Annotated in this window: 27 protein-coding genes; 4 read left to right on the top strand and 23 right to left on the bottom strand. The window is 40.3% G+C overall.

The annotated features are described in order from the left end of the window. Window positions 1-108: 108 nt before the first annotated feature. The 15 genes from UR08_RS10630 to rpsF all read right to left on the bottom strand — a co-directional run bounded on the left by UR08_RS10630 (window position 109) and on the right by rpsF (window position 12,889). Complete coding sequence (locus tag UR08_RS10630; protein ID WP_115753609.1) at window positions 109-789, bottom strand: ABC transporter ATP-binding protein; 681 nt, start codon at window positions 787-789, stop codon at window positions 109-111. Window position 790: 1 nt separating this feature from the next. Beyond that, complete coding sequence (locus UR08_RS10625; RefSeq protein WP_115753608.1) at window positions 791-1,867, bottom strand: ABC transporter permease; 1,077 nt, start codon at window positions 1,865-1,867, stop codon at window positions 791-793. A 67-nt stretch (window positions 1,868-1,934) separates the two neighbouring features. Next, entirely contained in the window at window positions 1,935-3,323 is a 1,389-nt protein-coding gene (locus tag UR08_RS10620; RefSeq protein ID WP_115753607.1) for a sensor histidine kinase, read from the bottom strand. After that, entirely contained in the window at window positions 3,320-3,991 is a 672-nt protein-coding gene (locus tag UR08_RS10615) for a response regulator transcription factor (protein WP_115753606.1), read from the bottom strand. Before UR08_RS10615 ends, UR08_RS10620 begins: the two co-directional genes overlap by 4 nt. A gap of 90 nt (window positions 3,992-4,081) precedes the next feature. Then, the gene (locus tag UR08_RS10610) at window positions 4,082-4,537 is read right to left on the bottom strand and encodes a universal stress protein (RefSeq protein WP_240616074.1); all 456 of its coding nucleotides are present in this window, start codon (window positions 4,535-4,537) and stop codon (window positions 4,082-4,084) included. Between the two features lie 98 nt (window positions 4,538-4,635). After that, window positions 4,636-5,997, bottom strand: coding sequence for a replicative DNA helicase (dnaB, locus tag UR08_RS10605; RefSeq protein ID WP_115753605.1), 1,362 nt, complete (start codon window positions 5,995-5,997; stop codon window positions 4,636-4,638). A 27-nt stretch (window positions 5,998-6,024) separates the two neighbouring features. Further along, window positions 6,025-6,471 (bottom strand): 50S ribosomal protein L9, encoded by a 447-nt coding sequence (rplI, locus tag UR08_RS10600; RefSeq protein ID WP_115753604.1) that lies wholly within the window; start codon window positions 6,469-6,471, stop codon window positions 6,025-6,027. A 3-nt stretch (window positions 6,472-6,474) separates the two neighbouring features. Then, on the bottom strand, window positions 6,475-8,448 hold the full coding sequence (locus tag UR08_RS10595) for a DHH family phosphoesterase (RefSeq protein ID WP_115753603.1): 1,974 nt from the start codon (window positions 8,446-8,448) through the stop codon (window positions 6,475-6,477). Between the two features lie 150 nt (window positions 8,449-8,598). Then, entirely contained in the window at window positions 8,599-9,327 is a 729-nt protein-coding gene (locus UR08_RS10590; RefSeq protein WP_115753602.1) for a LytR/AlgR family response regulator transcription factor, read from the bottom strand. A gap of 16 nt (window positions 9,328-9,343) precedes the next feature. After that, window positions 9,344-10,657, bottom strand: a complete 1,314-nt coding sequence (locus tag UR08_RS10585) for a sensor histidine kinase (protein WP_115753601.1) — start codon at window positions 10,655-10,657, stop codon at window positions 9,344-9,346. Window positions 10,658-10,740: 83 nt separating this feature from the next. Next, complete coding sequence (locus UR08_RS10580) at window positions 10,741-10,899, bottom strand: cyclic lactone autoinducer peptide (protein WP_115753600.1); 159 nt, start codon at window positions 10,897-10,899, stop codon at window positions 10,741-10,743. Continuing rightward, window positions 10,883-11,497 carry an accessory gene regulator B family protein gene (locus UR08_RS10575; protein WP_115753599.1) on the bottom strand — a complete coding sequence of 205 codons (615 nt, stop codon included), beginning with the start codon at window positions 11,495-11,497 and terminating at the stop codon, window positions 10,883-10,885. Before UR08_RS10575 ends, UR08_RS10580 begins: the two co-directional genes overlap by 17 nt. Window positions 11,498-11,720: 223 nt before the next feature. Next, window positions 11,721-11,960 (bottom strand): 30S ribosomal protein S18, encoded by a 240-nt coding sequence (rpsR, locus tag UR08_RS10570; protein WP_036073876.1) that lies wholly within the window; start codon window positions 11,958-11,960, stop codon window positions 11,721-11,723. A 59-nt stretch (window positions 11,961-12,019) separates the two neighbouring features. Further along, window positions 12,020-12,535, bottom strand: a complete 516-nt coding sequence (gene ssb, locus UR08_RS10565) for a single-stranded DNA-binding protein (RefSeq protein ID WP_115753598.1) — start codon at window positions 12,533-12,535, stop codon at window positions 12,020-12,022. A gap of 60 nt (window positions 12,536-12,595) precedes the next feature. Next, window positions 12,596-12,889, bottom strand: a complete 294-nt coding sequence (gene rpsF / locus UR08_RS10560; RefSeq protein WP_115753597.1) for a 30S ribosomal protein S6 — start codon at window positions 12,887-12,889, stop codon at window positions 12,596-12,598. Window positions 12,890-13,319: 430 nt separating this feature from the next. Between rpsF and UR08_RS10555 the strand changes: the two genes are divergently transcribed. Beyond that, complete coding sequence (locus UR08_RS10555) at window positions 13,320-13,931, top strand: hypothetical protein (protein ID WP_133296348.1); 612 nt, start codon at window positions 13,320-13,322, stop codon at window positions 13,929-13,931. Here UR08_RS10555 and ahpF read toward each other — a convergent pair. The 8 genes from ahpF to UR08_RS10515 form a co-directional block, all read right to left on the bottom strand. After that, window positions 13,928-15,454: an alkyl hydroperoxide reductase subunit F gene (gene ahpF, locus UR08_RS10550; RefSeq protein WP_115753595.1), complete on the bottom strand. Its 1,527-nt coding sequence runs from the start codon at window positions 15,452-15,454 to the stop codon at window positions 13,928-13,930. The genes UR08_RS10555 and ahpF overlap by 4 nt on opposite strands. 14 nt (window positions 15,455-15,468) lie before the next feature. After that, window positions 15,469-16,032, bottom strand: a complete 564-nt coding sequence (gene ahpC, locus UR08_RS10545; protein ID WP_115753594.1) for an alkyl hydroperoxide reductase subunit C — start codon at window positions 16,030-16,032, stop codon at window positions 15,469-15,471. 188 nt (window positions 16,033-16,220) lie between these two features. After that, window positions 16,221-16,883: a DedA family protein gene (locus UR08_RS10540; protein ID WP_115753593.1), complete on the bottom strand. Its 663-nt coding sequence runs from the start codon at window positions 16,881-16,883 to the stop codon at window positions 16,221-16,223. A gap of 286 nt (window positions 16,884-17,169) precedes the next feature. After that, on the bottom strand, window positions 17,170-17,508 hold the full coding sequence (locus tag UR08_RS10535; RefSeq protein WP_115753592.1) for a DUF4064 domain-containing protein: 339 nt from the start codon (window positions 17,506-17,508) through the stop codon (window positions 17,170-17,172). Between the two features lie 83 nt (window positions 17,509-17,591). Next, on the bottom strand, window positions 17,592-18,320 hold the full coding sequence (locus tag UR08_RS10530; RefSeq protein ID WP_115753591.1) for a glucosamine-6-phosphate deaminase: 729 nt from the start codon (window positions 18,318-18,320) through the stop codon (window positions 17,592-17,594). Between the two features lie 13 nt (window positions 18,321-18,333). Next, entirely contained in the window at window positions 18,334-19,140 is an 807-nt protein-coding gene (locus tag UR08_RS10525) for a histidine phosphatase family protein (protein WP_115753590.1), read from the bottom strand. 13 nt (window positions 19,141-19,153) lie between these two features. Then, a complete protein-coding gene (locus UR08_RS10520; RefSeq protein WP_115753589.1) occupies window positions 19,154-21,058 on the bottom strand; it encodes a beta-glucoside-specific PTS transporter subunit IIABC in 1,905 nt (634 codons plus the stop codon). Between the two features lie 275 nt (window positions 21,059-21,333). After that, the gene (locus UR08_RS10515; protein WP_115753588.1) at window positions 21,334-22,773 is read right to left on the bottom strand and encodes a 6-phospho-beta-glucosidase; all 1,440 of its coding nucleotides are present in this window, start codon (window positions 22,771-22,773) and stop codon (window positions 21,334-21,336) included. A gap of 338 nt (window positions 22,774-23,111) precedes the next feature. Here UR08_RS10515 and UR08_RS10510 point away from each other — a divergent pair, with 338 nt between their 5' ends. The 3 genes from UR08_RS10510 (at window position 23,112) to UR08_RS10500 (ending at window position 25,903) form a co-directional block, all read left to right on the top strand. Beyond that, entirely contained in the window at window positions 23,112-23,573 is a 462-nt protein-coding gene (locus tag UR08_RS10510; RefSeq protein ID WP_115753587.1) for an NUDIX hydrolase, read from the top strand. Between the two features lie 64 nt (window positions 23,574-23,637). Next, window positions 23,638-24,840: an alkaline phosphatase family protein gene (locus tag UR08_RS10505; RefSeq protein ID WP_115753586.1), complete on the top strand. Its 1,203-nt coding sequence runs from the start codon at window positions 23,638-23,640 to the stop codon at window positions 24,838-24,840. Beyond that, the gene (locus tag UR08_RS10500) at window positions 24,830-25,903 is read left to right on the top strand and encodes a hypothetical protein (protein WP_115753585.1); all 1,074 of its coding nucleotides are present in this window, start codon (window positions 24,830-24,832) and stop codon (window positions 25,901-25,903) included. The genes UR08_RS10505 and UR08_RS10500 overlap by 11 nt, the downstream gene beginning before the upstream one ends. Window positions 25,904-25,910 lie beyond the last annotated feature (7 nt).

The following is a 25,910-nucleotide window of genomic DNA, read 5'->3' as shown; positions in this document are numbered from 1 at the left end:
TTATTTCCATTCTCCATTGTACCGTCTCCCTTGCTATTCGTCAATCAATATTACGAACGATTTTTTAGGCAAGAAACCTAATGTTCGCGTTTTAAAATTCCAGGCCCCTTAGCGCGCTTCCGTAAGCCTTCCATCTTCAATCCGAACGACGCGGTCGCACAAATCGAGAACCCGCTCATCATGCGTCACCATAACAGCCGCCTTATTTTCGCGTTTAACTTCCCGAGCGATCATCTCGACCACTTTTCGGCCACGCTCCGAATCAAGACTTGCCGTCGGTTCATCCGCCAAAATCACTTCCGGGTCATTCATCAGCGCACGCGCAATCGCTACGCGTTGCCGCTCGCCACCAGAAAGTCGATCCGGATACTGATTTTTCCGATGTGTAAGCCCGAGCTCCGCTAGCAAACTAAGTGCGCGAGCCTTTCCAGCTTTACGCTCACCATTCAAAACTGGAATCACAAGCAGCTGGTCTAGAACCGTCAAGTAAGGAACCAAGTTGGCGCCTTGAAAAATAAAACCAATTTCCTCAAGCCTCGTTCGGGTCAATTTTTTCTTGGACAAATTTGTGACTTCCTTGGTATCAACGAACACTTGCCCCGAGCTTGGCGTAAGCAGCGCTCCTGCGATGGAAAGAAACGTACTTTTGCCAGACCCAGATGGTCCAACAATGGCGACAAATTCACCTTGTTCAACCTCTAAATTCACATTTCGCAACACTTCAATTGTCGTTTCCCCGTCGTGATAAAATTTCGTTACATCTTTAAAACTCAATTTAGTCGTTTGCATATCAGTTTACCCTCCCAATCGCTTCAAGCGCATCGACACGAACAACGCGGCTTAATGATAATATTGAACCTAGCACAGCCATTAAAATGAATAGCCCCGAGCACAGTAGCGCCGTAAGCTGACTTAAATTGAATGGCATGCTATCAGGAAGTGCAAGCGCCATTAAGAACGTAAGCGCGTTACTAATTACTAAACTGACAAAAGCCAGGAAAATAACTTGAAAAACAATACTGCGCGCTAAATAGCTCGTTTTTGCGCCAACCGCTTTCAAGATGCCCAACTGATTCATTTTTTGAATCGTAATGACATAGAAAAAGGCAGCCAAGACGAACGCGGCAATCACAAATAGAAACGCGATCATCATGAGAAGCGAACCTTGCTCCTCTGAATAGCCAGGGATATTTTCAAGCACTTCCTTTGAACTCGCATAAACAAGCCCGCTTTGCGCAAAGTCTTCTCCTGAATCATTTTGAAGTGCAACCGCATTATATGAACTAGCTCCACGTTGTTGTAACTTCTTAAAACTATCAAAACTTGTATAAAGAACAGGCGTATGACTATATGTGGCTTTTTTCGCAAAACCAATGATCTCAAAAACGGCTCCGCTCATCTGGTCTTTCACCTTATCACCAAGTTTGTAGCCGCTCTCCTTCAGTTTCTCGTCCGCAATCACACTATTTTCCTTGCTCCCCGAAAGTGATTCCCCAGAAACCTGTTCCGGTACCAAGAAACGGCTAGGATCAATTCCAAAAAAAGTCACGTCTGTCTTTTTCGCTGCGCTCGGCTTTGTGACCGTTGTCATTTGAACACCCAGCGCCGTAGCGTTCTTCCCGAACTTTTCTTCCGCTCGTTGAACCTTCTCTTCCGAAAGACTCGAACGCGTCAAACGATTATCCGAATCTTTCTCAACTAAAAATCCTGTTGCCTTGCTCGATTCAATCGCCGAACCATTGTCGCTCGCAAGTCCATTTGCAAGCCCCGTCACAAATAACACGAGCCAAGCGATCAAAACCATGATCAAAACGACTAGCGAAAACTTTAATTTTGCATGTTTCAATTCCTTCAATGCTAAAAACATTCCGTTCACTCCTTTACCTTACCCTCTTACTGTAAGATACCAGTGTGAACAGAATGTGAACTTCCGATTACAAATTTGCTTTTTTGAGCCGAACGACAAATTCCGTTCCAAACTCCGCTTCACTTCGAACCGAAATCGACCCGCTAGAAAGCTTGATGATCTTTTCGACAATAGATAAGCCTAAACCGCTAGATTCCCCGCTCCGCAAGCGAGATTCATCTCCCCGGTAAAACCGTTCAAAGATTTTTCCAAGTTTTTCATCTGGGATTGGCGCCCCGGAATTTCGAACGCGAATTTCGACCCAATCTTCCTGCTCTCTGCTTGAAATCTCAATCGAACCCTGTTCCGGCGTATATTTCACCGCATTCGAAAGCAAGTTTTGCCAAATTTGTTCGATCAATTCCGCATCTCCTTGCACCATAGCGTCTGACAAGTCTATCGTCACGCTAAGCTCTTTCTCCTGAATTTTCCACTCGAACATCCGGATGGTCTTTCGAATCGCTGGAGCCAGCTCCACCGTTTCTTGCCCAATATTCCCGGTTTCCTTATCCAAAAACGCCAGCAAAAGCAATTGCTTCGTGAGCCTTGAAAGTCTGGCCGTTTCCTGCGACAACAGCGTCAAATAAGATTTCCGCTCTTCTTCCGAGAGTTCATCCTGAGCGAGAAGCTCCGCAAAGCCGTGCATCGAAGTAAGCGGCGACTGCAACTCATGAGAGACATTCGCGACAAACTCCTGGCGCGCCGCATCAACAGCCGCGAGTTCATCCGTCATCTTCGTGAAAGAAGCGCCAAGTTGCCCAATCTCATCTTTACGCTTCGTATCAAGTTTCACATCAAAATCTCCCGCTGCAATTTTTTCCGTTGCCTTCGTCAGCTTGCGAATCGGCCGTGCGACCATCCGCGTACTAATAAAGACCAAAATAATGCTTATCAGCGCCGTGAGCATCAAAATCAGCGCAAAGAAAAACCGCAACTCACCAAATTGCGCTTCTTGGTCCGGTCGCACAAACAGCGCTTTTTGCCCATCCGGTGTTTTAATCGGAACACCGATCGAATTTTTAAGTTGATTATCAAAAAAGCCCGTCACAAATAAGCCACCATCAAATTGATCAATCCCGTGGTACGTTTCCCCCGCCAAAACTTGCTTGATAATGGATTGATCCAGCTTTTTCACTCGAAAATCCCCGCCAAAATAGTCCTGCTCCGCTTTCCCGTCCGTTAACAGCAGCTGATAGCCCATATCGCCCATTTGGTTCAAATAGCGTTCCAAATCAAGCTCCTCATTCTCCTGATAAAACGCCGCTACCCGCAGAGCGACTTGCGTAACCTTCGCATCATTGACCGGCTTAAGCTTCCACTGGTAATAAACATTTGCGAACAAGAAACCAAGGAAGCTGCTTATAAACATCACTGCAAGCGTGACTGCAACGAACTTGCCGTAAATCGACCTTGTCATTTTAGCTCCTCCAATTTATATCCCAAACCGCGCACTGTCGTAATCAAAATGCCGCTTTCCTGCTTAAAATGGTCACGCAACCGCTTAATATGTACATCCACCGTGCGGTCGGCCCCATCATAATCCTTGCCCCAAATTTGCTCGATCAGTTCCTCGCGCGTAAAAATACGTTCCGGGAAACTGGCAAGTTGATAAAGTAGCTCGAATTCCTTTACCGGAAGTAGCCACTCTTTCTGCCCAGCTTTCACCGCATAACTTCCCTTATCGATCATCAAATGGCCTACTTGGATCGTTTTCGCGCTTGCCTTCTGAAAGCGCCGCAACAATGCACGAATCCGGTAAATCAATTCTTCCGGTTCAAACGGCTTCGTCAAATAATCATCCGTCCCCGCTTCAAAGCCTTTCTCTTTATCCAACAGTTGATTTTTAGCCGTCAACATGATGATCGGAATATCATAAAACGTGCGGATGTGCTTCGCAACCAAATAGCCATCCCGTTTTGGCATCATCAGATCCACGATCGCGAGCTCCGCTGAATTCACTTCAAGCAAATCTAACGCTTCATCTCCATCACTTGCAAAGATTGGCTCAAATCCTTCAGCACGCACATAATGCCCCACAAGTTTTCGAATCGCCTCATCATCATCTGCAATTAACACTTTGACCATTTAAGCCATACGCCCCTTTCTTGCCTATATCTCTCCCCATTATAAACGAAAAAGACAAGAAAGCTCGAGAACTCTTGTCTTTTTCTTCCATTATTTTTTTGAAATCGATTCCCGTTCCACTAATACATCGCAAGGTGCGTGGACGGTTACATAAGAAGCGACACTTCCTAAAAGCATACGCGCGAGCCTCGACTGGCCAACCGCCCCAACCACGATCAGGTCTGGGTGAAAATCATCTTCAGCGATCTCGACGATCCGTGCTTTCGGCGAACCATAAACGACTTCTGCGTTCACTTTGCTAAGCCCCATTTCCTCAGCTCGCTTCCGGTAATCCTCTAGCAGCTGTTTCGAAGTTTCCGTAAATTGATTAACCGTCGCGCCTCCATCTGCTGCCGTCACATTTGCAAAATAAAGCGTATCTACCACGTTGACAATTAACAGTTCCGCGTGATTGCGAAGCGCAACTTGAACTGCCTTGAAAAAAGCCGCTTCCCCACTTTCCGAGCCATCAACCGCCGTTAAAATTCGACCATATTCTTTCATCATCCGCGTTCACCCCTTCAGTTTCTGCATTCCCGCAAAACCCATAAAAAAAACCTACTTGCTTCAAGCACAAAGTCGCGCTTCAAACAAATAGGTTTAAACTAAGCTCCCGGCGGCGCCATTGCGTCATCATAGCGCACTTCGAGATTCACAAACTTATTATATTCCTTCACAAAGGCCAGCTTCACATCCCCAACTGGGCCATTCCGCTGTTTAGCAATGATGATTTCAATCGTCCCATCATTTTCACCCTCGCGATCATAGTAATCCTCACGATATAAAAACGCAACGATATCCGCATCTTGCTCGATCGAACCAGATTCTCGGATATCCGACATCATCGGCCGCTTATCTTGGCGTTGCTCAACGCTCCGCGATAACTGCGAAAGCGCGATAACAGGAACTTCGAGTTCCCGTGCGAGCGCTTTGAGTGACCTTGAGATCTCAGAAACCTCTTGTTGTCTATTTTCCCCACTTCTGCCGCTACCTTGAATAAGCTGTAAGTAGTCGATCACGATCATTCCAAGCCCCGCTTCTTGCTTCAAGCGACGGCATTTCGACCGAATTTCATTCACACGAACTCCAGGCGTATCATCAATAAAAATCCCTGAATTCGAAAGCGTCCCCATCGCAATCGTAAGCTTCTGCCAATCATCATTCGTAAGCGAGCCCGTCCGCAAGTTTTGCGCATTGATATTCCCTTCCGCACAAAGCATCCGCATCACGAGCTGTTCAGCCCCCATTTCGAGACTGAAAATCGCCACATTCTCATCCGTTTTCGTCGCCACATTCTGCGCAATATTTAACGCAAATGCCGTTTTACCAACAGATGGCCGCGCCGCTACAATGATGAGGTCATTACGCTGAAAGCCCGCCGTCATGTTATCAAGCTCATGAAACCCAGTTGGAATCCCAGTAATATCCCCCTTGCGATTGTGCAGCATCTCGATGTCGTCATACGTCTTAACGAGCACATCTTTAATATTCTGGAACGCCCCAACATTTTTCCGTTGCGACACTTCCAAAATACTTTTTTCCGCTTCATCCATGAGCGAATCAAGCTCATCCTCGCGCGAATAACCATCCGTTGCTATCTGCGTTGCCGTTCGAATCAAACGTCGTAAAAGCGCCTTGTCTTCGATAATATGCGCATAATATTCAAGGTTGGCTGCCGTCGGAACAGAACCCGCCAGTTCCGTCAAATAAGGCAACCCGCCCGCATCTTCAATCTGACCACTTGCCGAAAGTGCTTCATAAACCGTTAGCACATCAACCGCTTTCCCGTGGTCATTCAAATTAAGCATCGTCTCAAAGATCAATTGGTGTGACTGCCGATAAAAATCATCCGGCATTAATATTTCAGAAGCCGTAATCAGGGCATTTGGTTCAAGAAAAATGGCACCGAGAACAGCTTTTTCCGCCTCCACATTTTGCGGCGGCGTACGATCTTGAAAAGTATCCACTGACACTACGCTCCCCTTCTAGCTAAATTATTCTTCCCCAACATGCACCTTAAGCGTAGCCGTCACTTCATGATGCAACTTCACCGGCACATTTGTATACCCAAGTGCACGAATCGCGTCAGGAAGCTCCAGTTTGCGCTTGTCGATTTTAATACCTTCATCTTTTTGCAAAGCTTGAGCAATTTGTTTAGACGTAATCGAACCAAACAAACGACCGCCCTCACCAGATTTCGCCTTCAGTTCAACCGTAAGCCCTTCTAGTTTCTCCTTAAGCGCCTTAGCATCATCCAGCTCTTCTTGTGCGACTTTTTCCGCTTTTTTTTGTTGCCCGCGTAGCGCACTCATATTTTGCGAATTCGCTTCAGCTGCGTAACCATTTTTAATCAAAAAGTTTTGCGCATATCCATCCGCAACCTCTTTCATTTCGCCTTTTTTCCCTTTACCTTTTACATCTTTCAAAAAAATAACTTTCATACCTTAAGTCTCTCCTTTCCAATAAGCATCAATCGCTGCAATCAATTCTTTTGTAGCCTCTTCAATTGTAACACCTTTCAGCTGCGTAGCGGCATTTGATAAATGTCCACCACCGCCAAGTTTTTCCATAATCACCTGAACATTAATTTCACCAAGCGATCTGGCGCTAATTCCAATCATCTTGTCCGGTCTAAGCGTCACAACAAACGACGCCTCAACGCCTTCCATCGAAAGCATCGTATCCGCCGCTTGAGCAGCAATCACCGTGCCATAAACTTCATCTTCAGCACCCTTAGCAATTGCCATCCCATCATGATAAATCTCAAGCGCTTCAACTAGACTGCTTCGCTGCGTAAAGGTTGCCAAATCTTCCTTAAGGAAATTTTGCACGAGCACCGTGTCCGCCCCAAGCGAGCGCAAATAACTAGCCGCATCAAACGTCCTTGACCCCGTTCGTAGCGTGAAATTCTTCGTATCCACAACAATTCCCGATAAGAGTGCAGTAGCTTCGATTTTCCCGACTTGTTCGAGATCTGGCTGATATTCAAACAGTTCCGTTACAAGCTCCGCTGTCGAAGAAGCGTACGGTTCAATATAAACTAACACAGGATTCTCGATAAATTCCTCAGAACGTCTGTGATGATCTATTACGACCACATTAGAAGCCGATTCAAGCAATTCCTGATTGATAACCATCGAAGGCTTATGCGTATCGACAATCACGAGCAAACTTTTGTTGGTAATATTTTCATTTGCCACTTGCGGCGTCACAATATTTTTAATCACATTCGGATACTCTTCAATTTCGCTCATCAGCCGCTCCACATCCGGGCTCATCTTACCCGGCTCCACAACCACATACGCGTTACGGTCATTCATTTCAGCAATCCGCATCACGCCAAGGCTTGACCCGATCACATCCATATCCGGAAAACGGTGCCCCATCACGAAAACCTGATCGCTTTGGCTAATCAGCTCTTGAAGCGCTTGCGAAATCACTCGCGCCCGAACCCGAGTCCGTTTTTCCATCGGATTGGTCTTACCGCCGTAGAAGCGCACGTGGCCTTCTGGTTCCTTGATAACCACCTGGTCGCCACCTCGTCCAAGCGCTAAGTCCAAACTCGATTGCGCAAGGTCCGCCAAGTCGATCAAGTCTTCCTCTTTGTGCCCGATTCCGATACTAAGTGTCAGTGGGATGTTTTGTTTCGAAGTTCGCTCACGGATGCGGTCAAGAATTTGAAATTTTTCTTCTTCTAATTTGTCAAGCTTCTCCTCGTTCAAGAAAGCGATGAACCGATCGGCATTAATTCGCTTAAGGTAAATCCGCCTTTCTTGCGCCCAGTTCGTTAACATCGTTGTGACAAGGCTATTCAACCCGCTTCTGCGCCGGTCATCCATCCCCTGCGCCCATTCGTCGTAGTTATCCAGAAAAATAATCGCAAATACAGCTTTTTCTTCACGATATTTGGTGTTGAGTTCATAGTAATCCGTTCGGTCATAAAGATAAAGAATCCGTTCTTCTCGTTTAATAATGGTATCAAAGCGTCGGTCTTTCCAACTGATCGTCTGAATTCCTTCCGTTCCTTCTTCTTTAATGACAGAAAGAAATTCCGGCCCCACTTCCTCGAGAGAATCGCCGATAACACTTTTATTATCAAAATACTTCGTCATGAACGGATTAACCCATTGGATATTATAATTTTCATCATACAGCATAATCCCCATCGGCATCTCAACAAGCGCATCTTCCTCACTGCGCTTAATCCGGTAGGTCAAATTAGAAACATAATTCTGCACATCCTGGTTCAAGCGGTGTTCAAAGTAAAACATCGCTGTAATCAGCACAATACCTGCTACAAAAATAACAATGGAGAGCCACCAAGCATAAAAAAAGGTGATGACACACAGAATAATGGTCGCGGCAATTAAGCCATATAATGGATATTTAAGCATTCTTTTTTCAAAAAAGCTCTGCATGTTCCATTCAGCTCCCTGTTCGTTAATGAAGTCCTTTCATCCAGTCCAAAAATACAGTTACTCATCTTACCATTTTACCTTTTCTCTCCTCAAGATTCAAATAATGTAAAAAGAGCCGGTTCTATTTAAATAAATAGATGCGGCTCTTTGCTACAGCTGAAGTCCCTTGATTAATTTATTCGATGCAATACATTCTTCACCATTTACCATCGTAATCGTTCCCGTTTTCGTATCCACTTCGCTAATATTATTTTTATTAACAAGGAACGACCGATGACATCTATAAAACGGTTCCCCCAAGCTATTTTCGATTTGTTTCATTTTCGCATAAAACTCCACTTGCCGGTTCTTGCTATGCATCACAATCCTGTGAATTTTAGGTGACGTTTCAAAAAAGAGAATATCGTCTATTTTTTCATGAATCACTTTCTTATCTGAAATATGGTATGTGAAGTAACTACTCGTATCCGGGTCATCCGTCATTCTTTCTTGAACGCTTGCCAAACAAGCACGGACACGCTCTTTCACATCCGAAAGATTATCCTTCACAATGTAATCCATTGCTTCAATTTTATACGTAAAAGTCAAATAAGTCATTTCGGCGTGCGTCGTAAAGAAAACAATAAAACCGCGCGGGTCAAACTTGCGAATTTCTTTAGCAAGCTCAAATCCATTAAATTCTGGATGGTTCAAATCAATATCAAGAAAATAAAGCCCAAGCCCATTTTGCTGTTGAACAACCTCCAAAATTTCATCTGGATTTCCCGATACTTTCACGATTTCCATATCATAATGTTCAAACATGATCGCATCGTTAATATAGCCGACAAGCCTTTCCCGTTGAATCTTATTATCTTCGCAAACAAAAATCGGAAGCATAATAATCCCCGCTTTTCTACATGATTTCTAGTTCCTGAATAAACTCTTGTTTATCTTCATCCAACTTCGTATCCAAAGTAACATTTGGATATTCTTGCAATGTATCTCTCAAACTGGACAATCCAATCCCACGATTTGTCCCTTTCGTTGAAAAGCCATCTTCAAAAATCTTATAAACTGGTGGCATATCCTTTGGCACACTATTCGCAAATAGCATGGTTGTCGCTTCTTCTCTTTTAAAAATCGCGATTCGGATAATTGGTCTTTCACTTCCAAGTGCAGCTTCCACCGCATTATCTAACAAAATTCCAGCCGCCTTACAAAGATCGACACTTGGCATATTAATCGAATTGATTTCTTCTGTCACTTCTACACTGACATCAATATTCAGTTCTTGCGCCCGAATCAATTTGATCGCAAGTAAACCTTTTAGTTCTGTGACATGAATATTTTGCAAAGTAGAAATCCGGTAATCATTCGTTTCGATTTGTTGGTTGATTGGTACAATGTTTTTCTCGAAATACTTTTTTAAGCCTTCCATATCGTTTTCATCAATATAGCCAGCCATACTGGATAAAATGTTAATGTAGTCGTGCCTAAAAACGCGCATTTCATTATGCAACTCTTCAAGCGTTGACGTATACTCTTGCAGTTGCGCGAATTGTTCTTGTTGGTTTTTCATTTTAATTTCTTGCACAGCAGATTGAAGCACCAGATACAACATACCTATCAAAATTGCAAAATAAGCTAGAAAAATGATGGTGTTTAAACGAACAACCTCTTGGACAAAACCATCTGCGGCACTGAAGAAAATATTTAGGTGATAAATCAATAGGGTAAGCAAAGTAATTGCCACAGTAATAAAACCATATTTTTTCTGATTAATATAAGTATAAAGATCCCACTTGTCTACAAATTTTTTGATAATATATGCGAACAGACAAGCAATTATCATCATGCTTGTGGCATAGCTAGCTGCACTTCCAAGCCCTTGATATATTTCGGAAATAGGTATTTTAAAAACCGGAACAAAAATATTGCTAAATATATAATCACTTACAATTAAAAGTATAAAAGTTAGCGCTGGAACAATAATTGAAATAAAGATAGTTTGCTTTTTGTATAATAAAGCTATCATAAAGATAAAAATAATTACTAAGTTTAGCCAATAAGTAATCACAGGAAATAGAGGGATGGTAGCAATGGCAAACACCAATGTAACCGCTCCCTCTTTCCATTTTAATACCCAACCAGATAGAATTTCTACAACAATAAACAAACCAACAGTTTGAATTAAAATAGTTATAAGCAAAATTATCGTTTGATCCATGTATATCCTCCACGATGTGATCGCATCATCTTACAACATATTTTATCACACTTTTATTTATTGACATAGATAAATTCACTTACTTATTTGCTTTCTTGTTCCATTTTCTTCACAAAAGGACTTTTTGGTTCATAAGAAAGTCCTACACAAGATTTCTTCATTGAATTATTCGCAATTTTCAACGCCTTGTCTTCAAGCTTTCTTCCTAAAAATTGCATTGTTTTATCATTCATAAATCTCATAACTGTTTCTCCTCCTCTTAAGTAGTTTATAAGTTAACGGGTGAATACACACCATTTGGTAAAATGCACCAAATAAAATCAGTGTTTTTATTTCCGAAAACGGAATAAAAAGCGTAACCCCCATTAATAACAAAGTACATAAAACTGCTTTATTTCTTAACATCTTACGATTTTCAGCACCTAAAAGAGGCAGGCTCTCGGTATCTGCTGGCGCATATAAAAATATATTAAGCACAATAATCGCAAAGATAATTAACACAAACAAATTTGAAGATGAAACATCTCTTAAAAAGAACGGACCAGCTACGAAAACTAACAAACTAATTAACGTACAGTTTAAACTTTTGAGCGCGTGTAGCCCAAATGAATAACGCCGCACAATTAAAAAAGAAAAATGAACAATCAGCGTTTCAAAAAACACGCCCATGAGAAGGGAAACTAAGTAAACTAAACCGATTTTCATCGTATTAATTAAAATAACTTCCATTCCGTATTTTACTTTTTCGTAGCTTTCTTCATCTTCTTGAAAACGTTCTTTTGAGATGAGCTTCTCCGCAATTCTTTCTGTTAGAGGAACTTTGTTCACTAAACTGCTCAAATTTTTCACCTCCATCTCTATTTTACAACGAAATAAGCGATTATAACCAAAAATGTAATGAAATGTCTATTTTAGGTCGCGAATGACCAAAAAATGGCATTTTTTTCGATTTTTTACATAGGATTTTCAATCTTTAAGTTAAAATACAAATAGATTTACCTTCTAAAATAAAAAAACCGGCTTTGGATTTTCTATAAATCCAAAGCCAGTTTGACTTGTATGCTTATTTTTCTTCCGCAACAAATGGAAGTAATGCCATTTGACGAGCACGTTTAATAGCAACTGTTAATTTACGTTGATATTTCGCACTTGTACCTGTTACACGACGAGGTAAAATTTTACCACGTTCTGAAACGAATTTTTTTAGTAATTCAACATCTTTATAGTCGATGTGTGTGATTCCGTTAGCCGTAAAATAACAAACCTTTTTACGACGACGTCCGCCTCTGCGTCCTCCAGCCATGTTTTTCTCCTCCTATCTCTCAATAAAATCTACTTGCGCATTTTTGTTCCTTTTCAACATTAGAATGGAAGATCGTCATCCGAGATGTCGATAGGTTTCCCATCACTTGCGAATGGATCATTATTTGCGCGATCATAACTTTGAGATGAAGATTGCTGGTTCTGATTGTATCCACCGCCAGCGTTATTATTGCTATATCCGCCACCGGAATTTCCTTGGTAGCCACCATTTCCGCCACCGCCATTATGCGTCGCGTTTTTAGGCTCTAGGAATTGAACACTTTCAGCAACCACTTCTGTTACATAGACACGTTTTCCATCTTGACCTTCATAATTCCGAGTTTGAACTCGACCATCAACGCCTGCTAAACTTCCTTTTTTCAGGAAATTCGCTACGTTTTCAGCTGGTTTTCGCCAAACTACGCAGTTAATGAAATCGGCCTCCCGCTCTCCTTGCTGATTCGTAAATGTACGGTTAACAGCGAGTGTAAATGTCGCAACAGCAACACCTGCTGGAGTATAACGAAGTTCAGGGTCTCTGGTTAAACGGCCTACTAACACCACACGATTCATCATACAGAACCAACCTCCTCTCGTTTAGTCGAATCAAAGGGAAAAACCCTTCGAAAATAAGTCTTATTCTTCTTCTTTAACGATGATATGACGAATAATATCATCCGTGATTTTAGCGATACGATCGAATTCATTGATTCCATCTGCATTTTCAGCAGAGATTTTCACAATGTGGTAAATTCCATCATGGAAGTCTTGGATTTCATAAGCCAAGCGACGTTTACCCCATTCTTTTGATTCGATGATCTCAGCCCCATTCGAAGTTAAGATTCCGTCAAAACGTTCTACCAACGCTTTTTTCTCATCTTCCTCGATATTCGGACGAATGATGTAGTTAATCTCGTAATTTTTAGCCATCTACTTTACACCTCCTTGTGGTCTTAGCGGCTCTGACGCGAAAAATCGCATCCCCATCGTTTCAAAGTTCATCACTCCTACACGATAAGAACGAGCAAGGAATAATTTATAATTACTCACAATAACAAATTATACCACAGGACAAGACTTGCTTCAAACATTTTCTTAAATATCTTCGTTTCAAACGCTATTCGTTTTTTAATAATCCAAACTATTCTACTGCGATTTGTGAACTTTTTGTGACAGTTTTTTGCATATCGTTGTATATAAATTAAGGGTTTTATACAAAAAATTTATAATTAGAATTTTTTCGCTTTTATACCTTAGACTTGTCAATGTTTAACTTTATATGTTTAATTGTCTTACAATTGAATAGCAACAAAAAACCGCAAAGTCTTCTCCTGCAACAAAATTCAGATTATGTTAGAATTTGAAAACAGCTTATCTTTTTTGGAGGTCTATACTTTTGAAAAATTTGTACTTATTAGCTATTTTATTTTTACTTCTTTTCTTTATCGGTGCTCTTTGTTTACAAAAGAGGGAAGAAGCTGTTATTCGGAAGCCTTATACAGTCATTTCCATTGATCAGCTTAAAAATATGCTTTCAACAAGCCATGTTAGCATTAGTCCCGCTTCTATTGATTTAGAAAATAATCAGCTTCATGTTAATATCCCGCTTTCTTTTAGTCCTAATCTTTACAGACAGATGGCTGATGTAGAACATTTCGGGATGAAGATAGATTTGCCACAAGACATTTATGCACTCAGTACATTAAAAGAAGCTTCCATACCTATTACTGCTCAAAACATTCGCTATACTGACAAACACTTCCTCGAGGTTTCTTTTATAGTTCCCTTAAATCGCACCTCATTCACTTCAAAAGAATTCACCAACTTGATGCAAAAAGATTTAAAACTCCATTTAAGTTTTACAAACGCTAAAAATAAACCCATTGCTTCATTTCGAGATATAGAAACGGAATTTATTTCCAAACAAAAAGCCGAAAGGAGCAACTCCTTTCGGCTTTTCAAGAATTTTTAATTTCGAATCAAATAGTCAAATGCACCCAAACTTGCTGTTGCACCTGAACCCATTGAAATGATAATTTGCTTATAGGCGCTATCTGTGCAATCTCCGGCAGCAAAAACACCTGGAACATTTGTCGCACCGCGTTTATCAACAATAATTTCTCCTGTTTTAGCGCGCTCTACAGTGCCTTCAAGCCATTCTGTGTTTGGTACAAGACCGATTAAAATAAATACGCCTTCAAGATCAAGATGAACTTCTTCATTCGTTTCACGATCAACGTAAGTAAGTCCATTTACTTTTTCAGTACCTGTAATTTCCTTTGTTTGAACATTGGTAAGTACAGTGACGTTTGGAAGGGAGTGAAGTCGTTCTTGTAAAATTTTATCGGCTTTTAATTCCGACATGAACTCAAGAACTGTGACATGCTTGACGAGCCCAGCAAGATCAATTGCTGCCTCAATTCCGGAATTCCCGCCGCCTACTACGGCCACATTTTTTCCTGCAAAAAGTGGTCCATCGCAGTGTGGGCAATAAGCTACGCCTTTGTTTTTGAATTCTTTCTCGCCTGGAACGTTGATATTGCGCCATCTTGCTCCGGTTGAAAGAATAACGGTTTTACTTTTTAACACGGCCCCATTGTTTAGCGTCAATTCAGCTAGATCCTTTTTCTCGAGTTTCGCTGCACGAACGGTTTTCATTATATCTACGTCGTATTCATTTACATGCTCTTCAACTGTTCGCATGAGTTCAGGACCTTCGATATACTTCGTACCAATCACGTTCTCAATTCCTAAAGTTTCTAGAACTTGTCCCCCGAAAGTTTCGGCAACGATGCCCGTTCTGATTCCCTTACGTGCCGCATAAATCGCTGCACTTGCTCCGGCAGGCCCACCACCTACAACAAGAACATCATAAGGATCTTTGTTTTCAAATTCAGAAATATCAACTGTTCCTACGATTTTTTCAAGAATTTGTTCGATCGTCATTCGACCGTTGCTAAATTCTTCTCCGTTAAGAAAAACTGTTGGGACGCCCATTACATTTTTGGCTTCGATTTCAGATTGGAACATGCCACCTTCAATCATAGTGTGTGAAATGGACGGGTTAAGTACGCTCATAATATTTAAAGCTTGAACAACATCTGGACAGTTATGGCAAGATAAACTGACATAGGTTTCAAAATGAAGTTCTTCTTTAATTGACTGAATTTGTTTGATTACTTTCTCAGAAACTTTTGGTGCGCGTCCACTGACTTGGAGCAAAGCGAGTACAAGTGATGTGAATTCGTGACCAAGTGGAATGCCTGAAAAGACAATTCCTGATTCCTGATCTTTTTGGTCTACGCTAAAACTTGGCTTGCGGCTAAATGCGCCTTCAGTCATTGTAATTTTAGGAGACATTGCTGTGATTTCTTCGACGAAATCGGATAGCTTTTTCGAGTTTTCACTAGAATCCAAGCCGACGCGTAAAACTAAATCGCCTTCTAGGAGCTCTAGATACCCAGCTAGTTGTTTTTTAATTTCTGCATCCAACATATCTTTTGCGCTCCTTAAATTTTTCCTACTAGGTCAAGACTTGGCGTTAAAGTTTCTTCCCCTTCTTTCCATTTTGCAGGGCAAACTTCACCAGGATGTTTACGAACATATTGAGCAGCTTTTACTTTATCAATTAATGTACTTGCATCACGTCCGATTCCATCTGCATTGATTTCAACTGTTTGAACAATGCCATCTGGATCGATGATGAATGTTCCACGATTAGATAGTCCTTCTTCTTCATCTAACACATCAAAAATTTGCGAAATCTTATGCGATGGGTCTCCTACCATAATGTAATTAATTTTATTAATGACATCTGAGGAATCGTGCCAAGCTTTATGTGTGAAGTGCGTATCAGTTGATACAGAATAAACTTCAACACCTAACGATTGAAGTGTTTCATATTGATCTTGTAAATCCCCAAGTTCTGTCGGGCAAACAAATGAAAAATCAGCTGGATAGAAACAAACTACGCTCCATTTTCCTTTTAAATCTTCTGAAGATACATCAATGAATTCACCCTTGTGGTAAGCTTTCGCTGTGAATTCTTCAACTTCTTTTCCAATTAATGACATTTAAAAATTCCTCCTTCATGTTATCTATAGGATGCAAAGTAACCCTTTACTTCTTTATTATCATGAATTTAGAAAGCAATGTCAACCGTTAATTAAAGTACTTATTAAATTATAATAACTATCAAGTGAAATCAGATACAAGAAAAGCACGTTCCATCATTGGAACGTGCTTTTTCGAATGGTTATTTTTACTTGGTTCCTTTCTTCGCAAGCTTTGCGCGCAAGAAAGAAACAAACATCGGGATGAGCGATACGATGATAATCCCGATCACAACAATTGAGAAATTTTCTTTGACAATGGGAATATTCCCAAAGAAATAGCCGCCAAGTGTGCAAAGAAGTACCCAAACGGTTGCGCCTAAAATGTTGTAGTTGAGGAAATAGCGATAGTTCATTCGGCTTGCCCCAGCTACAAACGGCGCGAAGGTGCGGATAAATGGCATAAAACGTGCAATGAAAATCGTTTTTCCGCCATGTTTGTTGAAGAATGCTTCGGCTTTTTCCATTTTTTCTCGGTTAATGATTTTACCAAACCAGCTATCCTCAGGAATGCTCGTTCCGATTTTTTTACCGATATGATAGTTGACGGTGTCGCCAAGTACTGCTGCTAGCCAGAGAACGATGACAAGCGGGACGATTTTCAAAATGGAACCGTCTAGGACCGCGAGCGCCCCTGCCGCGAACAGCAATGAATCTCCCGGTAAAAATGGGAAAATAACAAGTCCCGTTTCAACAAAGACAATAATAAACAAAATAATATATGTCCAAATGCCAAATGTATTAATAATTTCTACTAAATGCTGGTCAATATGCAAGATAAAACTAATTAACCAAGAGATAAAATCTACCAAGCCTTCACTTCCTTTTCATGTGTTGTGTCCATTTTAACATAGCTTTTTCCAAAATTTATCATTCTTAAGTGTGATTTAACGAAATTTTAATAAACGATAAAGATATAGTTTTTTACAATTGTCAATAAATTGCCACATTATTTTGCGTCAAAACGTGGTATGATAGTGACACAGGATTTTACTGTATGAAATTCATTCGAAGGAAAAATAACGTCTTACAGGCACAAGACGTTATTTTTTTGCATAAAAAGAGAGGCACGCCGAGACGGCGTGCCTCTCTTTTGTTTTATTCCCCATCAAGCGCGATTTCTTCTTGGTTAACTAAAGCAATTAAGCCACCTAGGCCTAGAAGCATGATTGGGATTAGGAACATTACTGAAACAGACATTGTTCCGCCAATCGCCGCTGCGATCATGAAAACTGCCCCCATGCGTGGTTTGTGAGCTACAACGAACGAGCCAACAAGACCAAGAATAGAAAGAATAAGCGTACCAGCTGTTAGTAGGTAGAAGAAAAACGATTCTTCTTCTAAAGCTTGTGAAATGCCAGGGATAGTAAGTACCATTAAACTAAAAGCAATGGCGAGCGCTGACCCCAAAAAGCCAAGTAATCCTTCTAATTTCATAAATAACTCTCCTTTTTTGTGCTTTTATTCTATGTTACCACCTCTCCTGCAAGAAAACAATAAAACGCCTACATTTTCACAGTTTAGTCAAGAAAAGCTTGGATTTCGCTTGCTGCCTCTTCGTCTAGCACAACGGTCAAGTTGGGGTGCATTTGTAAAATGGAAGAGGGGTGTTCGTTCGTGACTGGTCCAAAAAGAGCTTTTCGGATGGTTGTTGCTTTTTTCTGTCCGTTTGCAAACAACACAATTCGTCTGCTTTGCATAACGCTTTTCGGCCCCATTGTTACATAATAATCTGGGCATTTGGATTCGTCTCCGCCGACTTCACTGATCATCACTTCGCGCATACCGGGTGTTGCGTCACTTTCCACACGTGATGTTAAACACTCAAATCGAGTAGTTCCTGGAAGGTTGCCACAAAAATGACCGTCTTCGCCGATGCCCAGTAAAATCAAGTCTAATCCGCCATCTGCTGCGATTCGCGCATCTTGATCTTTATAATTTTTTTCGTCAAGAATGTGGATGTTGGCTTGGTTGATTTTAGCTGGCGAAAAGTATAACTGATTTAAATTGGACATGGTGACGCCAAATTCTGCACCTTTAACAGGGATTTCATCAAAATTGTAATAGTGAACATTGTTGAAATGCGGTTTGTCACGCACAGTTTCCGCCAAGTATTGATACATTTTAACAGGTGTGCTTCCAGCTGTAATGGCAAGGTTGACTCTTTTTTCTTGTAGCATTTCCCCTAGCAAGATTTGTTCTGTGGTTTTGCTCATCGCATCATAGTCTTGTTCCACGATTATTTTCATTCTGTTGCCTCCTCTAGTCTTTGGATGTGCCTTTTTCGACATAGCTCATATCATTAATACTCTCAACATGAAATTTTCCATGTTTATAACGAATTTTTGTGACACTTGCATTTTCAAAAGGTTCACCATGATAATCATCTGTCAAGTTAGAAATCAAAGCACCGATGGCCATTCCATGACTTACTAGCAACACATTGCCGCCACCTTGATCGGCTTGTTTTTTGGCTACTTTTGTAAGTTCTTGTTGCATCCTATTTCGAACAGCTGGATAAGTTTCTGCCATGCCTGTATCATCTAACTTTTGTAATTTCTCGAGACTCTGCTCAATAGTTACTCTCTGCGCCGAAATAGCTTTCATAAGCGTTGGCTGATCTGGATAACCAAGCTGCTTGGCAATGTCGCCCCACATATTCGCATCCAAATCGCCTTCATATTTACCAAAGCAAACTTCGCGTAGCTTCTTGCTTTCATGTAATTTTAAATGCTTTTGTCCCTGCGTTTCTAAAATGGCATCCGCTGTTTCGCGCGCTCTACCAGAGTCACTTGAATAAACTGCATCAAAATGGGTTCCCTTCAAGCCTTTTCCAAGTTGTTTCGCAACTTCCGTTCCAGAATCAACGAGCGGTGAATCTGCAAAGCCTTGAACGCGTTTTTCCTGATTCAGCATTGTTTTGCCATGACGTGTCACGTAGATCACAACATCTTGCTCGGTTTTTTTGGAACCATTTGCATCTTTAGCTCCCTGTCCTGAACCACAACCAGCTAAAATGAGCAATACTGCCATACAAAGGATCCCAATCTTCCCTATTTGCTTTTTCATTTTGCAAGCTCCTTTAAATAACCAGCGTAATCAGTCTGTCGCCTACTTTCACGGTTTGGTCATCTACGACTAAAATATCCAAATACTTATCTGAATTCGTTATAATCACTGGTGTTGTTACGTCATAGCCAGCCGCTGTGATTTTTTCGATGTCAAATTCTGATAGTAATTCGCCTGCTTCAACGCGGTCGCCTTGCTTAATATGTGTCGTAAAATGTTCACCGTTTAGTTGAACGGTATTTAATCCAATATGGATGAGCACTTCTGCGCCATCATCTGTTTTTATGCCGATTGCATGCCCAGTTGGGAAAACGGTTGTCGCCACACCACTTGCTGGAGCATATACTTTGCCTTCTTGCGGTTTGATGGCTGTTCCTTTTCCAAGCGCACCAGATGCAAAGGCTTCGTCTGGCACTTCAGCCAAAGTGATTACTTCACCTTCCATAGGGCTTACCAAAATTTCTCGCTCAATCAGGGTTTCTGTTTCACGGTTTCCTGCTTCTGTTTCTGCTTTTGCGCTCGCTGGGTCTTTAAATCCGAAAATCAAAGTTAACACAGCACCGATGATAAATGCTACAACGATCGCGATAATCACCATTAGCACGCTGAAACCAATTGATTCACCTGGTTTGAAGAAGTTTGGAATACCGAAAATGCCAAGACCACCCATGATATAAGATTTTACGTGCGCACCGCCAATGATTGCGCCACCAACGGCACCACCGATACAGCTCATGATGAACGGTTTTTTGAGCGGAAGCGTAACACCGTAAATCGCGGGTTCTGTTACACCAAAAATACCCGAGATGAAGGCAGGAACGCTAAGAGATTTGAGTTTTTCGTTTTTCGATTTGATCATGACTGCGAGTACCGCACCGATTTGAGCGAAGGATGCCGCGAAACTCATCGCCAAGATTGGGTCAAAGTGCATTTGAGCCAAGTTGTTCATTGCGATCGGGATAAGTCCCCAGTGCAAGCCGAAGATAACAAAGACTTGCCAGAAGCCACCAAGTAAAAGGCCGGCTACGATTGGACTCAAATTGTAAACCCAGATGGTTGCTGCGCCGAGCAATTGTCCTGCCCAAGTTGCAATTGGACCGATGACTAAGAAAGTTAGCGGAACAACAATCAAAAGGGTGAAAAATGGAACTAAGAAAGTTTTCACTACATCTGGAATGATTTTTTTCATCCAGTTTTCAACTTTGGAGCTAAACCAAATCGCAATCAAAATTGGGATTACGGAAGAAGCGTAGCTCATCAAAATGACAGGGATTCCAAGGAAAGTCACATGAATCGGTGAAGCAATAACTGTGCCTTCAAAGAGTGTATATAGCGGTTTTCCTGCCATAATTCCTGCAAGTGTCGGGTAAACCATCGACGCCCCGATAGCCATCCCAATAAAGATGTTCGAACCGAATTTTTTACTTGCTGTATAACCGAGGAAGATCGGGAAGAAGTTGAACAAGCTGTCCCCTACAGCATAAAGCAATTGGTAAGTACCAGACTGTTCCGTCACCCATCCAAACGCAAGGAACATCGCAGCAAAGCCTTTAATCATCCCAGTTGCGGCTAAAACACCAAGAACGGGCGTAAATACACCGGAAATAAAGTCAATGAACCGGTTAAAAATATTTCCAGTTGCTTTTTCTTCACCAGCTCCCTCTGGATTAATGCCGGCTACTTCAATAAATGTGCTATAGACATCTGGAACATTGTTTCCAATAACTACTTGATACTGGCCGCCACTTTGTACGACGGAAACAACGCCATCCAAAGCTTTAATTTTTTCAGTATTGGCAATTTTCTCATCTTTAAGTTTAAATCTCAGCCGCGTCACACAATGAAACACGCTATTGATGTTTTCGACGCCTCCGACATTTTCCAAGATGTCCTTTGCGAGTGCTTCATACTTTTTCATCTCTCAAATCATCCTTTCTTATTTTTGGGCAAAAGAAAAACCTAAACTCATTCGAGGAACGTGCGCCAGAAAGCGACACAAAAATTCCTACAAATCAGTTTAGGTTTTGCCCAAAATTGGTAACAATCCTTTTTGATAATCCAACTATACCACATGTATAAAACGCTTTCAAGGCTATTTTTAAATTTTTTTCCTTAGAGTTAAATCATTGATAGATATAAAATGAAAAAGCCTCTCTTGCCGATTCTTGCATCAGCAAAAGAAGCTTTCAACTTTTAGTCTAAATCTGTTCCATTCGAAGCAATCACTTTTTTGTACCAATCAAATGACTTTTTCTTCGAACGATTGAGCGTTCCGTGCCCCTCGTTATCGCGATCAACGTAGATGAATCCGTAACGTTTCTTCATTTCACCCGTTCCGGCGCTCACAAGGTCAATACAGCCCCAAGGTGTGTAGCCGATCAGTTCAACGCCATCTTCCATTGCCTCGCGCATCTCACGCACGTGTTCCCGCAAATAATCAATCCGGTAATCATCATTGATCGAAACGTCCGCTTCCACTTTATCAACGGCACCAAGGCCATTTTCCACGATAAACAGCGGTTTTTGATAGCGATCATAGATTTCATTCATCGTAATCCGAAGCCCGACTGGGTCAATTTGCCAGCCCCACTCGCTTGCCTCCAAATATGGATTTTTAAGCGTTGCAAAGACATTTCCCTCTGTTTTATCAAGAACTTCGGGGTCAGCGCTTGTTAATTTTGATGAGTAATAGCTAAACGCTACATAGTCCACTGTATGGTCACGAAGCACCTCTAAATCACCGTCAGCGATGTTCAAATTGATATTTTTTTCCTTGAAAAGGCGCTTGCTGTAACTTGGATAGTATCCACGCGCCTGCACATCCACAAAGAAATAGCCTTCCCGGTCCGCTTCAAGCGCCGCAAAAACGTCTTTTGGATTTGGGGTATTTGGATAGGTGGAACCGGCCGCAAGCATGCATCCGATTTGGTTATCTGGATTGATTTCATGCGCAAGTTTAGTTGCCCGCGCGGATGCTACTAGTTGATGATGGATCGCTTGGTATTTTAGTTCTTCTGGGTTTTCTACGCCCGTTATATCCATACCGCCACCGAACATTGGAATATGCAAAATCATGTTGATTTCGTTGAAGGTCATCCAATATTTGACTTGATTTTTATAGCGTTTGAAGATGGTTTCGCAGAAGTTAAGATAGAAATCAATCGTTTTGCGGTTAGCCCAACCGTTATAGTCTTTCATCAAGCCGACAGGTGTATCGAAATGATTGATGGTTACAACGGGTTCAATGCCGTATTTTAAGCATTCTGCGAATACGTTATCATAAAATTCAAGGCCTTTTTCATTTGGCATGGTTTCATCGCCATTTGGATAGATTCGTGGCCAGCTGATCGATAAGCGAAAGCATTTGAAGCCCATTTCCGCAAATAGTTTAATATCTTCTTTATAGCGATGGTAAAAATCAATGGATTCATGACTTGGATAATAGTCATACTTGGTTTCCATGGCTTTTTTAGGGTCTTGAAGCGCGTCCCAACGACCTCCTTCGGCTGCTGGAAGTAAATCAACGAGAGACAGTCCTTTCCCATCTTCTTGGTAAGCGCCTTCACACTGGTTTGCTGCAACTGCTCCACCCCACAAAAAACCGTCAGGGAAGCGTAAATCTTGTTTTTTCATGTCTTTTTCTCCTCCTATCTTGTCTCTAGTTTCACTATAAACTCTGTAATGCATTACAGAGCAAGAACTTTTTTTAGGTCGATGAAAAATCCATACGTTATGTAGCGTGCCCCTAAAGTTAGGTTTTTTAGTCTGGCTTTAGAGGCGCGCTACAATATCTGAACGATATGCTTGATCTCTTCTATTTTGCTGTCTTTAAAATTTGTCTACAAATCCGAAAATATGTTTATAAACGAAAGATTCACATTTTTGTCACAATTATGAGAGCATGTTTGTGGTATAATGTGTGCATAAAATTTGAAAAGTATGTGGAATTTAGATTAAAGGTGGGTGAAAACATGGACTACATAAGAGAGATAAGAAAAAAAGTAGGAAATGAAAAAATTATTTTAAATTTTGTAGGAGGATGTATTAAAAATAGCGAAGGAGAAATTTTACTCCAAAAAAGAAAGGATAAGAATGTTTGGGGGTTTCCAGGTGGAGCTATTGAATTAGGAGAATCCATTGAGGAAGCTCTTGTAAGGGAAATTTTGGAAGAGACGGGGCTTCAAATTAAGATGAAATCCTTAATCGGTATATATTCCAAATACGAAGACAGTTATCCAAATGGTGACAAAGTCCAACCCCTTTCCTATTTTTTTGAACTGGAGCATCTTAGTGGAAAGTTATCTACACAAGATGAAGAAACATTAGGCCTTAAATACTTTAAAGAAAATAAGATGCCACCGTTAGTTAATAAACAACACGAAGATTTTTTTACAGATTTAAAAAATTATGATGGGCAAGTATTTATTAGATAGAGATCTAAATGTACTGAAACTTTTATTAATGATTTCAAAACAGACATAAGAAAGCAGGTTGATTATGAAAGTTATTTTATTAGTTTTAGACGCTCTTGGGGTAGGTCAACTAGAAAATGGGAATACATATCGAACAATTACTGGAGAAAAGAAAGAACTTCGTGAATTATTTTTATCACAAATTCTTGACTATTCCATAGAAAAGGTAGGGAATGAAGAGATAGTAGAAACAGTCTCAAAAAAGTTCGGATTGCATACATTTTTTGCTTACAATTTAATACCAGAATCTTCAGTGCCAGATTCATTTTTAGGTCATTTGGAAATGATCGGTAACACTGCTGAGATTAAAGAGGTATATCTTGAAGACGAAGTCGCTAAATTGCAAAAAGTTCTGAGTAAGTATGGGGCTAGTAAATATGAAGATGGATTTTTATACATCGATAATAAAATTGTAATCGGCAATAATGCAGAATGTTCTCCCGGTCTAAATATCAATGTACTTGCTATGAAATCGGATATATGTGTTGATTTGCTTACTCAGATTTCAAAGGAAATACTTGAAATGACGAATTGTGTACGAGTGATTATGATGTATGGAAATGATATCAATTTGAGACAATTGTATACTGATGGTTTAGAAAAACGCAAAAATATCGATGGATCAGTTCATACTTTTTTAAAAATCCCCCCACTACAAATATATAATGATTTATATAAAGTTCAACATTTTGGAAATAAACGATTAAAGCCTCATTTATTAGACATCTTGAGTGATAGCCCTAAAATAAATCGGATTGAACTTATTGGAAAGGTTGCAAAGATGTTTCATTATGATGCCACAAGCGTCTCCGAAGTTTATGATGGTATTGAAACAGAGAAGATTTTTGACGCATTGCAAAATAATCTTCGAAGAAGAGATAAGAATCAAGAATTCATTTGGACTAATGTTCAAAAAATTGATTTATTTGGTCATCAACAAAGTATAACTAAATCTAGATTTGAATATCAAATAATAGCAAATAAAGTAGCCACAACGATTGAACAACTAGGACAAGAAGATGTGCTGTTGATAACAGCTGACCACGGAAATGATCCCTCAGTTAATGGTTCTTTCCACACACGAGAGAAAGTTCCTTTTGCTATATTATCAAAAAACACAGTAGACTTACCAAACATTCAATTTACAGATAAAAATTTGACTGTCATAAGCGATTTGGTTAGCTACATATTTAAATTGTCAGAAAAGGGTGAGGTTTATGAAAAGTAAGTTACGAGAACGATTCTTTGATGAGAATTTGGTAAATGAAGAATTAGAAGAATCCAAAATTGTTCGTATAAGTGGTTCTAGTAGTTATTTTACTTACTCACCTTTTCTGGACACAGAGCTAAATTTCTTGGAAAAGGATAATAAGAGTATAAAATTTCAAAGGTGCATTAGATATGTCAATAAGTTAGATTTAACAAATCCCTTAGCAATTAACTATCAAGAAACTTGCACTATTCAAAATTATCATATTGAAAATCAAAGTAAATTTATTAAATCAATCTTGGATGTCTTTTGTAAAACCTACAAACTGTCTAATCAGAATTTAGTAGTTAGAGCACATAGCGCAGTGACAGATATTGTTAAAGACTTGAACATAAAGAGATACTTTCTGAGTGAGGATTGTGAATTTAATGCAACTTTACCATTGAATGGAAACCATTACTATCTTAAAATTTTCTATCGTTATTTCGATCAAGAAGTTGCAATTATCAATTTTGTAATAGTCAATTTAGTGGGTGTAGAGTCTCAGTTGGATAGTATTATGTACTTGGAAAGAATTGGCTTTATTAATGAAGGAAAAAGATATATTTATGAACAAAATAAATACAGTCCATTCTATTCATCAATAAAAATGTTAAAAGATTATCAAATTCACAGAATAATTAACGATACCATTACCATTTTGACTATTTTTGAGCAGAATATAATGATTGGCAATAAAGGAGTTAATAGTGAGTTAAAAAGAAAAATAAAAGGATTGGCAAAGTTTATTTTTTTTAATTGCTCTGATTTCCACTATAAAGAGTATTATCAAAACCTCTTGGCATTGGACGATGTACATTTTAATACGGACCATATACAGTTACTAATGAATGAAATAGATATTCAAATTAGATGGATACTAAAACTTGAAAAAGAACTAAAAGCTGGAAAATATGATAAATATGAGGAGGAGGTACTACATGATAGATTTGGTATTCCTGAAGAATTTTTCCTTAAAGATGATAAAGAAAAAATGTATGCAAAATCGAGGGCTATGAGATATTGTTTCAGAGATCTATAAACAGGAG

The organism is Listeria kieliensis (assembly GCF_003369925.1).
Lineage (GTDB): Bacteria > Bacillota > Bacilli > Lactobacillales > Listeriaceae > Listeria > Listeria kieliensis_A.
Note: the sequence above shows the minus strand (reverse complement) of the source record. Positions and strands in the feature narration are given on the sequence as shown.

What these genes read in the sequence shown, in the direction of transcription:
- UR08_RS10535 (WP_115753592.1), bottom strand. Translation starts at nt 17,508, where the DNA reads ATGAAATTAGAAGGATTACTTGGCTTTTTGGGGTCAGCGCTCGCCATT.
- UR08_RS10595 (WP_115753603.1), bottom strand. Translation starts at nt 8,448, where the DNA reads ATGCAGAGCTTTTTTGAAAAAAGAATGCTTAAATATCCATTATATGGC.
- UR08_RS10500 (WP_115753585.1), top strand. Translation starts at nt 24,830, where the DNA reads ATGAAAAGTAAGTTACGAGAACGATTCTTTGATGAGAATTTGGTAAAT.
- ahpC (WP_115753594.1), bottom strand. Translation starts at nt 16,032, where the DNA reads ATGTCATTAATTGGAAAAGAAGTTGAAGAATTCACAGCGAAAGCTTAC.
- UR08_RS10505 (WP_115753586.1), top strand. Translation starts at nt 23,638, where the DNA reads ATGAAAGTTATTTTATTAGTTTTAGACGCTCTTGGGGTAGGTCAACTA.
- UR08_RS10510 (WP_115753587.1), top strand. Translation starts at nt 23,112, where the DNA reads ATGGACTACATAAGAGAGATAAGAAAAAAAGTAGGAAATGAAAAAATT.
- ahpF (WP_115753595.1), bottom strand. Translation starts at nt 15,454, where the DNA reads ATGTTGGATGCAGAAATTAAAAAACAACTAGCTGGGTATCTAGAGCTC.
- UR08_RS10610 (WP_240616074.1), bottom strand. Translation starts at nt 4,537, where the DNA reads ATGATGAAAGAATATGGTCGAATTTTAACGGCGGTTGATGGCTCGGAA.
- rplI (WP_115753604.1), bottom strand. Translation starts at nt 6,471, where the DNA reads ATGAAAGTTATTTTTTTGAAAGATGTAAAAGGTAAAGGGAAAAAAGGC.
- UR08_RS10615 (WP_115753606.1), bottom strand. Translation starts at nt 3,991, where the DNA reads ATGGTCAAAGTGTTAATTGCAGATGATGATGAGGCGATTCGAAAACTT.
- UR08_RS10520 (WP_115753589.1), bottom strand. Translation starts at nt 21,058, where the DNA reads ATGAAAAAGTATGAAGCACTCGCAAAGGACATCTTGGAAAATGTCGGA.
- rpsF (WP_115753597.1), bottom strand. Translation starts at nt 12,889, where the DNA reads ATGGCTAAAAATTACGAGATTAACTACATCATTCGTCCGAATATCGAG.
- UR08_RS10625 (WP_115753608.1), bottom strand. Translation starts at nt 1,867, where the DNA reads ATGTTTTTAGCATTGAAGGAATTGAAACATGCAAAATTAAAGTTTTCG.
- UR08_RS10585 (WP_115753601.1), bottom strand. Translation starts at nt 10,657, where the DNA reads ATGGATCAAACGATAATTTTGCTTATAACTATTTTAATTCAAACTGTT.
- UR08_RS10515 (WP_115753588.1), bottom strand. Translation starts at nt 22,773, where the DNA reads ATGAAAAAACAAGATTTACGCTTCCCTGACGGTTTTTTGTGGGGTGGA.
- UR08_RS10630 (WP_115753609.1), bottom strand. Translation starts at nt 789, where the DNA reads ATGCAAACGACTAAATTGAGTTTTAAAGATGTAACGAAATTTTATCAC.
- UR08_RS10525 (WP_115753590.1), bottom strand. Translation starts at nt 19,140, where the DNA reads ATGAAAAAGCAAATAGGGAAGATTGGGATCCTTTGTATGGCAGTATTG.
- ssb (WP_115753598.1), bottom strand. Translation starts at nt 12,535, where the DNA reads ATGATGAATCGTGTGGTGTTAGTAGGCCGTTTAACCAGAGACCCTGAA.
- UR08_RS10580 (WP_115753600.1), bottom strand. Translation starts at nt 10,899, where the DNA reads ATGAGATTTATGAATGATAAAACAATGCAATTTTTAGGAAGAAAGCTT.
- rpsR (WP_036073876.1), bottom strand. Translation starts at nt 11,960, where the DNA reads ATGGCTGGAGGACGCAGAGGCGGACGTCGTCGTAAAAAGGTTTGTTAT.
- UR08_RS10530 (WP_115753591.1), bottom strand. Translation starts at nt 18,320, where the DNA reads ATGAAAATAATCGTGGAACAAGACTATGATGCGATGAGCAAAACCACA.
- UR08_RS10590 (WP_115753602.1), bottom strand. Translation starts at nt 9,327, where the DNA reads ATGCTTCCGATTTTTGTTTGCGAAGATAATAAGATTCAACGGGAAAGG.
- UR08_RS10620 (WP_115753607.1), bottom strand. Translation starts at nt 3,323, where the DNA reads ATGACAAGGTCGATTTACGGCAAGTTCGTTGCAGTCACGCTTGCAGTG.